A 10,929-nucleotide genomic window follows, 5' to 3' on the forward strand; every position below is an offset into this window, starting at 1 on the left:
GTGAATGCGCACGCGCACCGCGGGATTGGCCTTGATGTTGTGCACATAATCCGAATGCTCGCCGTGCTCGGAGACCATCCAGAACGCGTTGCCGACTACCCCGCCACCTACCGCGGTGCGCCGCGGCCGACCCGACTTTCGGCCGATGGTCTCCAGCATGGTCACCGGCAGCCGCCGGCCAACCGGATTGACGACGAGGCGCTGCGCGGTGTGGACCAAGCGCCGCTTGAGATTGGGTACGTCCGCCATGCTTGGCGAGCGTAGCTCACGCGGCCGCCGTCGCCACCTCAACCGGCTCCAGGGCCTGCGCGACAATCTCGGCGACGTCGGTCATCGGCTTGACCTCCAGCGCCTCGAGCACCTCGGCGGGCACGTCATCGAGGTCTGGCTCGTTGCGCTGCGGAATGAACACCGTCGACAGACCGGCGCGCTGGGCGGCCAGCAGCTTCTGCTTGACACCGCCGATGGGCAGCACCCGGCCGTTCAGGGTCACCTCGCCGGTCATTCCGACGTCCGAGCGGACCTGCCGGCCGGTGGCCATCGACGCCAGCGCGGTCACCATCGTCACACCCGCCGACGGGCCGTCCTTGGGCACCGCACCGGCGGGCACGTGCACGTGGATCCGCCGCTCCAGCGCCACGGGGTCGACGCCCAATTCCGCAGCGTGCGAGCGCACATACGACAGCGCGATCTGCGCGGACTCCTTCATCACATCGCCGAGCTGACCGGTCAACTGCAGACCGGGTTCGCCGTCGTTGCAGCCGGCCTCGATGTAGAGCACATCGCCGCCGAGCCCGGTCACGGCCAGACCGGTCGCCACGCCGGGCACCGCCGTGCGTTCGGCCGACTCCGGGGTGAACCGCGGCCGGCCCAGATAGCCGACCAGATCCGCCTCGTCGACGGTCACTGCAGCAGGGCAGTCGGCCAGCTTGGTGGTGACCTTGCGCAGCGCCTTGGCCAGCAGCCGCTCGAACTGCCGCACCCCCGGCTCGCGGGTGTAGTCGGCGGCGATCTTGCGCAGCGCGGCCTCGGTCACCGTCACCTCGTCCGCGGTCAGCCCGGCCCGCTCCCGCTGCCGGGGCAGCAGGAAGTCGCGGGCGATGGCCACCTTGTCGTCCTCGGTGTAGCCGTCGATTTCCACCAGCTCCATCCGGTCCAGCAGCGCCGACGGAATGTTCTCGATGACGTTGGCGGTGGCCAGGAACATCACGTCGGACAAGTCCAGATCCAAGTCCAGGTAGTGGTCGCGGAAGGTGTGGTTCTGCGCCGGGTCGAGCACCTCGAGCAACGCCGCCGACGGATCGCCGCGGTAGTCGGAGCCGACCTTGTCGATCTCGTCGAGTAGCACAACGGGGTTCATCGATCCGGCTTCGCCGATGGCACGCACGATGCGGCCCGGCAGCGCCCCAACGTAGGTACGCCGGTGGCCGCGGATCTCGGCCTCGTCGCGCACGCCGCCCAACGCCACACGCACGAACTTGCGGCCCAGCGCGCGGGCCACGCTCTCACCCAGCGAGGTCTTGCCGACGCCGGGCGGTCCGGCCAGCACCATCACCGCGCCGGAACCGCGGCCGCCGACGACCTCCATACCGCGCCGGGCGCGGCGCGCTCGCACGGCCAGGTACTCGACGATGCGGTCCTTGACGTCCTGAAGACCGTGGTGGTCGGCGTCCAGGATCTCCCGGGCGGCGGCCAGATCGGCCGAATCCTCGGTTTTGGTGTTCCACGGCAGGTCCAGCACGGTGTCCAGCCAGGTCCGGATCCACCCACCCTCGGGGCTTTGCTCGCTGGCGCGTTCCAGCTTGCCGACCTCCCGCAGCGCGGCCTCGCGCACCTTCCCGGGCAGCTCGGCGGCCTGTACCCGGGATCGATAGTCATCTGAACCGTCCGGTTCGCCCTCGCCGAGTTCCTTGCGGATCGCGGCCAGCTGCTGGCGCAGCAGGAATTCCTTCTGCTGCTTGTCCATGCCGGCCCGCACGTCCTCGGCGATCTTGTCGTTGACCTCGACCTCGGTGAGGTGCTCGCCGGTCCAGTCGATCAACACGCGCAGCCGCTCGGCGACATCTTCGGTTTCCAGCAACTGGCGCTTCTGCACGTCGGTCAGGTACGACGCGTACCCGGCCATGTCGGCCAGCGCCGACGGGTCGGTCAACCGGTTGACGACGTCGACGATCTCCCACGCCTCGCGGCGCTGCAGCATCGCCAGCAGCAGCTTTTTGTACTCGGCGGCCAGCGCCCGGATCTCTTCGCCTGGCTCGGGTTCGCTGACCTCGGTCACCTCCACCCATAGTGCCGTGCCCGGTCCGGTGGCTCCCGCCCCGATCTGCGCCCGGCGCTCGCCGCGAACGATGGCGGCGGTGCCACCACCGGCGATCCGCCCGACCTGCAGAATCGACGCGACCACCCCGTGAGACGGGTAGCGGTCCTCGAGCCGGGGCGCGACCAGCAGCTTGCCCGAATCGCTGGCGCGGGCAGCGTCGACCGCAGTGCGGGCGGCATCGTCGAGCGTGATCGGCACCACCATGCCGGGCAACACGATCGGGTCGCTGATGAACAACACCGGCATCGATTCAGCTTCAGGCATCAATCCTCCAAACTTAAGCCTGCTGCGCTCAACCTTGTCCGGCCGTGGTTTGTTCCCGCGGCAGCCGTCACCCGCTTGGTCACCCGGATGGGTGGTTCGACCGAACGCGGATTACTGCAGCGTGTGGCGATGCCCCCGTGGCGACTCCGCGACTTTCACGACGACGACCTCGACCAGGCGATCTCGGTCTGGGATCAAAGCCGCCAACCCGGCGAGCCCGCACCGGTTTTCCCGATCTCCGAGGTGGTGTCGGCTGCCCGGTCCGGCCAACCTGCGGTGGTTGCGGTGGTCGGCGACGAGCTGGTCGGCATCGCCGTGGCCCAGGCCCAGGGCGAACGAGCCTGGATCTCGATCGTCGGGCTGAGCGGCCGCTGGCGCAATCGCGGGATCGGCAGCGCGCTGCTCGGCCAGCTGGAGCTGCGGCTGCGCACGCTCGGGGTGCGGCGGATCGGCGCACTGCTCGCGCCGGAGGCGACCGGCATGGCGGCGCTGCGCAACTGCGGTTACCACGAGCGAGTCGAGCTGACGTACTTCGAGAAGATCGACCCGGTCGGCGCATCGGACGCCGGCCTGCTGGCCGAACTCGGTGCGCAGCCCATGCCTCGTGGGCTGTGGCAGGCGATGGCCGGGATGGAAGCGGAAAAGCAGATCATCGAGCGGCGCATCGTGCTACCGCTGACCGAGCCCGACGTCGCCGACCAGTACGGTGTTTCGCCGCCGAAAGCGGTGATCCTGTTCGGGCCGCCGGGCACCGGTAAGACGAGCTTCGCCAAGGCTGTCGCCGGCCGACTGGGCTGGCCGTTCGTCGAGCTGTTGCCGTCGCGGCTGGCTGCCCCCGACGTGGCGATGGCCGCCGCGTTGCGCGAGGCCTTCACCACGGTGATGGAGTTGGAGGCGGTGGTGTTGTTCATCGACGAGGTCGAGGAGATCGCCGGGTCACGCTCCGGAGTGCCGTCGGATCCGGCGCACGGTGTCACCAACGAACTGCTCAAGCTGATTCCGACGTTTCGTCAGCGTGACGAGCGACTGCTGATCTGCGCGACCAACTCGGTGCGTTCGCTGGATTCGGCGATTCTGCGCCCCGGGCGCTTCGACTACATCATTCCGGTTGGACCGCCGGATGCGACTGCGCGCGCGGCGGTTTGGGCCAGGTACCTGGGCCAGTCCGCAGATTCGGTCGACATCGACGCGTTGGTGACGGCGACCGATATGTTCACCCCGGCCGATATCGAGTTCGCCGCGCGCAAGGGAGCCCAGCTGGGGTTCGAGCGCGAGATCGAATTCCGGCGTGGCGAACCAGCCTGCACCAAGGACTATCTGACCGCCATCGGCGAGACGCGCCCGTCGTTGACCGAAGCTATGCTCGCCGAGTTCTTCGACGACATCGCGCAGCGGACGCGGCTGTGATGTGCCGACCTATGTCGAGACCGAGGCCAACGCCTTAAAGTCTGATTGTGTGGCGACGCGCGCCATGGTCGTCGACAGATTCGAGGGAGTTCCATGCCAACTAAAGCCGTGATCAGCCTGACCACCGGGCTCGAAGACGCGGAGAAAGTGACCGTCGCCTACCTCGTCGCAGTCGGCGCCGCCGAATCCGGACGCCCGACGCTCATGTTCCTCGCCAAGGAGGCGGTTCGACTTGCCCTCGACGGCACCGCTGTGGGCGTTGCCTGCGAAGGCTGTCCTCCGTTAGCCGATCTGCAGAAGCGCTACGAGGCCGCCGGTGGTCACTACTACGTCTGTCCGATTTGCTTCAACGCCAAGAAACTTGACGCGGATTCGCTCATCGCCAGCGCCGAGCTCCAAGGGACCATACCGCTGTGGCAGTGGATCGGTGATGAGCCCGCGACGACCTTCAGTTACTGAGTGAGATCCGTCGTGGGTATCCAGGCGTAGACCCATGGCTCCTGGTTCTCTCCTTTCACCAAGGGTTCCCGGCTCAGTCGTCGATGTGCGTCGGTGGGTCGGCGAAGGCCAGATCCCAAGGGCGCTGGTCAGGACCCATCAAATCGCAGCGCCTGTCGGGCACCAGATAGGAACTGGCGCCGCGATACATCAACTGGGCAACTGCCACGCAACGTTGCCAGGTGCCGTCAGGCTGGACGGGTCCATCGCACTTGCTGATAATGGGTCCTCCGTACTGGCAGCCGGCGCTGGCCGGCGGCGCTGAGGCAATCAGCTCTGCGGCCATCAGCAGGGCAACCAGTCCTCCGACGATGCAGCGCTTCATGGTTGTCTCCCGTCACATCGCCGCTGGGGCGTTGCCGAGTGCTTGGGGTGGCAAATACCGTCGAGAGCCCAGCCAGCAACCAATGACGCTACCGCTTATGTAACTGGTTTTTGCTGCCTCTGAGGTCGCGATCCGAAGCATTACCACGACTATGAACACGACTATGAACACCGAAACGAACCCACGATTTCTTCGACACCGTTTGCTATCCGAGATTGGATCGCAACGACGAGACCATCGGTTGCGACGACAGCGGTGGAAACGTGGCGGACCGGGTTGGTTGAAAGCCGCTGAGCAGATGATGGCAGCCGACTCGCTAAAGAACGTTTTAACGGGGACACAAAATGCAGTTCACTTCATCGTCGTGACGCCTTCTGCTTCTTTCGCCAGCGCCGCCGCTAATCGCGTGATCAATGTCCGCAGCATGAACCGCAGCGGCTTTCCCAGCCCAGGGACAGGCGATACGAAGGTGGCGGTCCAGGTGATGAGGCTTCCATTCGGGCGGTTGTCGATACGGATATCACCGCGGTAATCCTTGACGGGCCAAAAGCCCGGAAGCGAGGTGGTGTAGGCGTGATGGTGGGGTCGGCTTCCGCCGATGATCTCGTCGCGCACATTCGAGCCGCGCATACGTACCCGCCGGATCCCGCCAACCGCGGTGCCCGGCGCTCCCCGCCGTTCCCACGAGGCGGTCGACACCGTCGGCATCCACTGCGGCCAGCTCTCCACGTCCAGGAACGTGTCATAGAGCGCGGTAGGCTCCGCACTCGATAGTTGTTCGACGCGGAACGACAAAGACGCAGTCATGCTGCCGAAACGTACTACACGGCGACGTCATACCGGCGGCTCAACCGGCACCAGCCGCCGTAGTTGCGTCACGTGCTTGGGCGACAGCTCCTCCAGGCAAGTGACGCCGAGTAGCCGCATCGTGCGGGTCAGCTGGCCGGACAGAATCTCGATGGCACGCCGGACACCGGCCCCGCCGCCGGCCATCAGCCCGTACAGATAGGCCCGCCCGACCAATGTGCATCGCGCGCCCAGCGCGACGGCGGCGACGATGTCTGCACCGGACATGATGCCGGTGTCGAGCAGGATCTCGGTGTCGCCGCCGAGCTCCCGGGCCACCGACGGCAACAGATGGAACGGCACCCGGGCCCGATCCAATTGGCGGCCACCGTGATTGGACAACACGATACCGTCGGCGCCATGGCCGACGGCGGCGCGGGCATCATCGAGGGTTTGGATCCCCTTGACGACCAGCTTGCCCGGCCACTGCGTCTTGATCCAGGCGAGATCCGCGAACGTGACGCTGGGATCGAACATCGTGTCGAGGTATTCGCCGACGGTGCCCGACCAGCGGTCCAGGGACGCGAACGCCAGCGGCTCGGTGGTCAACAAGTCGAACCACCAGCGCGGGCGGCGCGCGGCGTCGAGCACGGTGCGCAGCGTCAACGCCGGCGGGATCGACATGCCGTTGCGGGCGTCGCGCAGCCGCGCGCCGGCGACCGGCACGTCGACGGTGACCAGCAGCGTGTCGAATCCGGCGTCGGCGGCCCGTCGCACCAGCGCCATCGACCGGTCCCGATCACGCCACATGTACAGCTGAAACCACTTGCGGCCCTGTGGAATAGCGGCGGCGACATCTTCGATCGAGGCGGTGCCCAGGGTCGACAGCGAAAACGGGATACCGGCGGCCGCTGCAGCGCAGGCCCCGGCGATCTCGCCCTCGGTGTGCATCAACCGGGTGAAGCCCGTCGGCGCGATCGCGAACGGCAGCGCCACCGGCTGGCCGAGGACGTCCCACCCGGTCCGCACGTTGGTGACGTCGCGCAATATCGTCGGGTGTAACTCGATGTCGCCGAAGGCCTGCCGGGCACGCTCGAGCGACACCTCGTCCTCGGCGGCGCCGTCGGTGTAGTCGAACGCGGCCCGGGGGGTGCGCCGTTGAGCGAGGCGACGCAGATCATGGATCGTCAGCGCGGCGTCCAGCCGGCGCCGGGTGCGGTCGAACCGCGGCGTGCGAAACCGGATCAGCGGCGCGAGGTCGCGGACCTTCGGCACCCGTCTGTGCAACGGTGGTGACATGAGTTCCGCACCTGACCCCTTCGATCTGCAGCGTTTCGTCGACGCGCAAGCTCGGGTTTACCACACCGTCGTCGAGGAACTGCGTGCCGGCCGCAAGCGCAGCCACTGGATCTGGTTCATCTTCCCCCAGGTCTCGGGGCTGGGCCGCAGTCCGACGGCCGAGCGGTATGCGATCTCCTCGCTACCGGAGGCCCAGGCTTATCTTGAGCACGACGTGCTCGGGCCGCGCCTGCATGAGTACGCCCAGCTGGTCAGCGCAATACAAGGCCGCTCGATCCAGGACATCTTCGGCTCACCCGACGACCTCAAGGTGCGGTCGTCGATGACGCTGTTCGCCCGTGCTACCGCGGACAACGAGGATTTTGTCGCGCTGCTCGACAAGTACTACGACGGCGAGGAAGATCCGCTGACGCTGAAACGGCTCAGCTAGGCCGCAAAATCCGCCAGCCGCCTGGTTCGACCACCACCGCATCGACGACCTCGTCCGGCGGGGCTCCCGAACCGGCGATCACCTGTGCGCGCGGCACACTCACCTCCAGTGGGGTGTCGTCGACATTGAGCGCGACGATCAGTGCGTCATCGCCGTGGTGTGTCCGATATACGTAGTGCCGGTTGTCCAGCCGCAACGCGGTCGTCGAGGCCGCGTGCAGCCACGGGTGGCGCCGTCGCAGCCCGATCAGGAACTGGTGCAGCGCCCAGACCTGCGCGCCATTGGCATCCAGCGGGGCCGGGGGAGAACCGAATTCGGGCCTTACCGCGTCGTCGCCGCCGAAACGCTCTTCCTTGACACCGCGGTAACCGAGTTCGTCGCCCGCGTACACGCTGGGAATGCCGCCGACGGTCATCAACAGCACCAGCGCGTGGGCCAGGTGATCAGGCGGCTCGAGCTGGCTGGCGATGCGGGTGACATCGTGATTACCGATGAAGGTCAACGGCGAAAAGCTTTCCACAAAGCCGTTGTGGCGCTGCAGGGCCCAATCCAGCTCGTAGAAGTTGCCGTCGTTGAGGCTGCTCCAAATCGCCTTCCACAGCTCATACTGGGTGACCGAGTCGAACCCGGTGTCGCACACCGCCGCGGCGTAGTCACCGTGGATGAGCTCGCCGACGAACCATGCGTCGGGATGCGAAGCACGGACTCGCGGCAGAACAGAGGCCCAGAACTGCGGTGGCGCAGCATAAGCGGCGTCCAGCCGCCAGCCGTCAGCGCCGCGCTGCAGCCAGTGCGCCATGACGTCGACGGTGTAGTCGATGACCTCGGGGTTGTCGTGGTTCAGCGTGATCAGGTCACCGTGACCTTCGAAGGCGTACTCACGAAACCACGCCTTGCGATCGCGCGGAAAATCGGGTCCGACATGATTGAACACGCCGTCGAGCAGGACTCGCAGCCCGCGGCGATGGGCCTCGGTGACCACGACGTCGAAATCATCCTCGTCACCGAGGCGCGGATCGATCCGGTAGTGGTCGGTGGTGTCGTAGCCGTGGGTGCGCGAGGCGAAGATCGGGCCCAGCGCGATCCCGGACGCCCCCAATTCGATGGCGTGGTCGAACCACTCGGTGATGCGCCGCAGCCGGTGCTCATCCGGTTTCGGCGGCGAATCAGCCGGAAAGGCGCCGACAAAGCCCAGCGGGTAGACCTGCCACCAGATCACATGCTCGACCCAAGAAGGCGTGCTCACGTCCGAAAGCGGGCCGCGTAGAGGGACTTCATCTCGTCCTCGAGCTCCGGCACCGGGCCGTTAACCACCGCACTGGGCACGACTGTGGTGATCGGTAAGGGTGCCACGGGCGGTACCGGCGCATGCCAATCGGCCAGCCACCCCCACAGCTGCGCCGATGACGTTGCGTACACGATGCGCCCCAGGCCCGCCCAGCCGTGAGCCGCGGCGCACATCGGGCAATGCTCACAGGAGGTGTAGACGGTGGTCCGGATGCGCTGCACCGGGGCGAGGTTCGCCGCCGCCCACCGGGCGATGGCGAACTCGGGATGCTGCGTCAAGTCATCGTCCGTGCACCGGTTGCGGTCCTCGTAGAGGGTCTGACCGTCAGCGCCGATCAGGATCGAGCCGAAGGGGCTGCTTCCGTTGTCGAGTGCAATACGTGCGAGTTCGACGCAGCGACGCAGGTGTTGGAGGTCGACCTCGTTGAGTCCCACAGAGCGCGAGTCTACGTCCCCGTCAGCCGGTGGCTGCCAGCGTCTGGGCAGCGCTCATCGCCTGTGCCACGCCGGCGACGATCGCGGCGGCCTTGAGCGCCTCCAATATCGCCGCCCGGCCAACACCGGCCTCGCGCAGCGTGTGCTCGTGGGAGGCTACGCAGTCCGGGCACCCGTTGATCGACGACACCGCGAAGCACCACAGTTCGAAGTTCGCTTTTTCCACACCGGGGGTGCCGATGATGTTCATCCGCAACCCGGGGCGCAGATCGTCGTAGGCGCCGCCCAGGAAGCCACGGCCACGGTAGAACACGTTGTTCATGCCCATGATCGAGGCGGCGCCCAGCGCGGCCTGATACGCCTCGGCCGATAGGCAATCGGCCGCTTCGGCGCCAATCTTGGCTAGCACCTGGGTGTTTCGCGTGGCCGCGGCACTGGCCAGCAGGGTGCCCCACAGCTGCTCCTCGCCCAGCTCGGTGCTGCGGGTGATCGAGCCGAGGTTGAGCTTGAGGTCCTTCGCGTATTCGGGCAGCGCGGCTTTCAGGTTTTCGATGCTCATCAGGCCGACTTCCGCAGCTCTTCGCCGGCGTCGATGGTCGGGTCGCCCTTGCGCCAGTTGCAGGCGCACAGCTCGTCGGACTGCAGGGCATCGAGCACCCGCAGCACCTCGTCGACGTTGCGGCCCACCGAACCGGCGGTTACCGAGACGAACTGGATCTCGTTGTTCGGGTCGACGATGAACGTCACCCGGTCGGCCACGCCTTCGTCGTTGAGCGCTCCGGTGGCCTCGACGAGTTCGCGCTTGATGTCCGAAAGCATCGGGAACGGCAGCTTCTTGAGGTCTTCGTGCTGTGCACGCCACTGGAAGTGCACGAATTCACTGTCCACCGAGACACCCAAGACCTTGGTGTCGCGGTCCTCGAACTCGTCGTTCAGCTTGCCGAACGCGGCGATCTCGGTCGGGCACACGAAGGTGAAGTCCTTGGGCCAGAAGAACACCACCCGCCACTTGCCCGGGTGGTCGTCGCTGGTGATGGTGGTGAAGTAATCGCCCGGCTGCTTGGCGTTGACCTTCGACAGGTCACCACCGATCAGCGCGGTGAGCGTGTAGGCGGGAAACTGATCGCCAATAGTCAGCAGTGCCATGTCACTCCTTCGGTCAAGATCGGATCTGGTCAAAACTTTGGATTGATTCCATTCTGCCCTAATATCACTTTGAACTAAAGGTGATACTTCCCACTATACTGATAGGTATGTCCGATAAGAGTTATCAGCCGACGATCGCCGGTCTCCGGGCTTTTGTCGCCGTCGCGGAAAAGCAGCACTTCGGCGGCGCCGCAACCACTCTCGGTGTCAGTCAGTCCACGCTGTCGCAGGCGTTGTCGGCGCTGGAGGCCGGTCTGCGCGTCCAGCTGGTGGAGCGGTCGACCCGGCGTGTCTTCCTGACGACCGAGGGTAGGCAGCTGCTGCCGCAGGCCCAAACCGTGATCGAGGCGGTGACCGCGTTCACCGCGGCGGCGGCGGGCACAACCGATCCGCTGCAGGGCAGCATGCGGCTGGGCCTGATCCCGACGGTGGCGCCCTACGTGCTGCCGACGGTGTTGGCCGGGCTGGCCGAGCGGTTGCCGGCGCTGAGCCTGCGTGTCGTCGAGGATCAGACCGAACGGCTGCTGATCGCGTTGCGCGAAGGCTCCCTGGATGCCGCGCTGATCGCCCTGCCCGCCGAGACCGGTGGAATCACCGAGATTCCCATCTACGACGAGGACTTCGTGCTGGCGCTGCCCCCCGGACATCGGCTATCGGGGAAGCGACGGGTGCCGCCGGCTGCACTGGCGCAGCTGCCGCTGCTGTTGCTCGACGAGGGCCACTGCCTGCGGG

13 protein-coding genes are annotated in these 10,929 nt (G+C 66.5%); 4 read left to right on the forward strand and 9 right to left on the reverse strand.

Going from position 1 to position 10,929, the window contains the following annotated elements; all coding sequences use genetic code 11:
* A partial coding sequence (locus ACRDTL_RS15325) for a nitroreductase/quinone reductase family protein (protein WP_431507557.1) occupies positions 1–249 on the reverse strand: 249 nt, incomplete at its 3' end.
* A gap of 16 nt (positions 250–265) precedes the next feature.
* On the reverse strand, positions 266–2,584 hold the full coding sequence (gene lon / locus ACRDTL_RS15330) for an endopeptidase La (protein WP_431507558.1): 2,319 nt from the start codon (positions 2,582–2,584) through the stop codon (positions 266–268).
* A gap of 129 nt (positions 2,585–2,713) precedes the next feature.
* On the opposite strand from lon, the gene ACRDTL_RS15335 reads away from it, so the two are divergent.
* Positions 2,714–3,991, forward strand: coding sequence for an ATP-binding protein (locus ACRDTL_RS15335; protein ID WP_431507569.1), 1,278 nt, complete (start codon positions 2,714–2,716; stop codon positions 3,989–3,991).
* 93 nt (positions 3,992–4,084) lie between these two features.
* The gene (locus ACRDTL_RS15340) at positions 4,085–4,450 is read left to right on the forward strand and encodes a peroxiredoxin (RefSeq protein ID WP_431507559.1); all 366 of its coding nucleotides are present in this window, start codon (positions 4,085–4,087) and stop codon (positions 4,448–4,450) included.
* Between the two features lie 73 nt (positions 4,451–4,523).
* Here ACRDTL_RS15340 and ACRDTL_RS15345 read toward each other — a convergent pair whose 3' ends face one another.
* The 3 genes from ACRDTL_RS15345 to ACRDTL_RS15355 form a co-directional block, all read right to left on the reverse strand.
* Complete coding sequence (locus tag ACRDTL_RS15345; protein ID WP_431507560.1) at positions 4,524–4,814, reverse strand: CDGP domain-containing protein; 291 nt, start codon at positions 4,812–4,814, stop codon at positions 4,524–4,526.
* A gap of 351 nt (positions 4,815–5,165) precedes the next feature.
* Positions 5,166–5,621 carry an SRPBCC family protein gene (locus tag ACRDTL_RS15350; RefSeq protein ID WP_431507561.1) on the reverse strand — a complete coding sequence of 152 codons (456 nt, stop codon included), beginning with the start codon at positions 5,619–5,621 and terminating at the stop codon, positions 5,166–5,168.
* 27 nt (positions 5,622–5,648) lie between these two features.
* Positions 5,649–6,899 carry an alpha-hydroxy acid oxidase gene (locus tag ACRDTL_RS15355; RefSeq protein WP_431507562.1) on the reverse strand — a complete coding sequence of 417 codons (1,251 nt, stop codon included), beginning with the start codon at positions 6,897–6,899 and terminating at the stop codon, positions 5,649–5,651.
* On the opposite strand from ACRDTL_RS15355, the gene ACRDTL_RS15360 reads away from it, so the two are divergent.
* A complete protein-coding gene (locus tag ACRDTL_RS15360) occupies positions 6,898–7,329 on the forward strand; it encodes a DUF1810 domain-containing protein (RefSeq protein ID WP_431507563.1) in 432 nt (143 codons plus the stop codon). The two genes, ACRDTL_RS15355 and ACRDTL_RS15360, sit on opposite strands and share 2 nt — an antisense overlap.
* Here ACRDTL_RS15360 and ACRDTL_RS15365 read toward each other — a convergent pair.
* Genes ACRDTL_RS15365 through ACRDTL_RS15380 form a run of 4 tightly spaced genes read right to left on the reverse strand, consistent with a single transcriptional unit; the run spans position 7,322 to position 10,197 of the window.
* The gene (locus ACRDTL_RS15365; protein ID WP_431507564.1) at positions 7,322–8,575 is read right to left on the reverse strand and encodes an alpha-amylase family protein; all 1,254 of its coding nucleotides are present in this window, start codon (positions 8,573–8,575) and stop codon (positions 7,322–7,324) included. The two genes, ACRDTL_RS15360 and ACRDTL_RS15365, sit on opposite strands and share 8 nt — an antisense overlap.
* Positions 8,572–9,051 (reverse strand): nucleoside deaminase, encoded by a 480-nt coding sequence (locus ACRDTL_RS15370; RefSeq protein ID WP_431507565.1) that lies wholly within the window; start codon positions 9,049–9,051, stop codon positions 8,572–8,574. Before ACRDTL_RS15370 ends, ACRDTL_RS15365 begins: the two co-directional genes overlap by 4 nt.
* Before the next feature lie 22 nt (positions 9,052–9,073).
* Positions 9,074–9,610, reverse strand: a complete 537-nt coding sequence (locus tag ACRDTL_RS15375) for an alkyl hydroperoxide reductase (protein ID WP_431507566.1) — start codon at positions 9,608–9,610, stop codon at positions 9,074–9,076.
* Positions 9,610–10,197 (reverse strand): peroxiredoxin, encoded by a 588-nt coding sequence (locus ACRDTL_RS15380; RefSeq protein ID WP_431507567.1) that lies wholly within the window; start codon positions 10,195–10,197, stop codon positions 9,610–9,612. Before ACRDTL_RS15380 ends, ACRDTL_RS15375 begins: the two co-directional genes overlap by 1 nt.
* Positions 10,198–10,304: 107 nt before the next feature.
* Between ACRDTL_RS15380 and ACRDTL_RS15385 the strand changes: the two genes are divergently transcribed.
* Positions 10,305–10,929: LysR family transcriptional regulator (locus ACRDTL_RS15385; protein ID WP_431507568.1), on the forward strand; the 625-nt coding region annotated here is incomplete at its 3' end.

The sequence above is a fragment of the Mycobacterium sp. genome (assembly GCF_050700595.1).
Taxonomy (GTDB): domain Bacteria; phylum Actinomycetota; class Actinomycetes; order Mycobacteriales; family Mycobacteriaceae; genus Mycobacterium.

Bases quoted from the DNA above. Each gene is read 5' to 3' on its own strand.
- lon (WP_431507558.1), bottom strand. From the start codon at position 2,584: ATGCCTGAAGCTGAATCGATGCCGGTGTTGTTCATCAGCGACCCGATC.
- ACRDTL_RS15335 (WP_431507569.1), top strand. From the start codon at position 2,714: ATGCCCCCGTGGCGACTCCGCGACTTTCACGACGACGACCTCGACCAG.
- ACRDTL_RS15340 (WP_431507559.1), top strand. From the start codon at position 4,085: ATGCCAACTAAAGCCGTGATCAGCCTGACCACCGGGCTCGAAGACGCG.
- ACRDTL_RS15345 (WP_431507560.1), bottom strand. From the start codon at position 4,814: ATGAAGCGCTGCATCGTCGGAGGACTGGTTGCCCTGCTGATGGCCGCA.
- ACRDTL_RS15350 (WP_431507561.1), bottom strand. From the start codon at position 5,621: ATGACTGCGTCTTTGTCGTTCCGCGTCGAACAACTATCGAGTGCGGAG.
- ACRDTL_RS15360 (WP_431507563.1), top strand. From the start codon at position 6,898: ATGAGTTCCGCACCTGACCCCTTCGATCTGCAGCGTTTCGTCGACGCG.
- ACRDTL_RS15355 (WP_431507562.1), bottom strand. From the start codon at position 6,899: ATGTCACCACCGTTGCACAGACGGGTGCCGAAGGTCCGCGACCTCGCG.
- ACRDTL_RS15375 (WP_431507566.1), bottom strand. From the start codon at position 9,610: ATGAGCATCGAAAACCTGAAAGCCGCGCTGCCCGAATACGCGAAGGAC.
- ACRDTL_RS15380 (WP_431507567.1), bottom strand. From the start codon at position 10,197: ATGGCACTGCTGACTATTGGCGATCAGTTTCCCGCCTACACGCTCACC.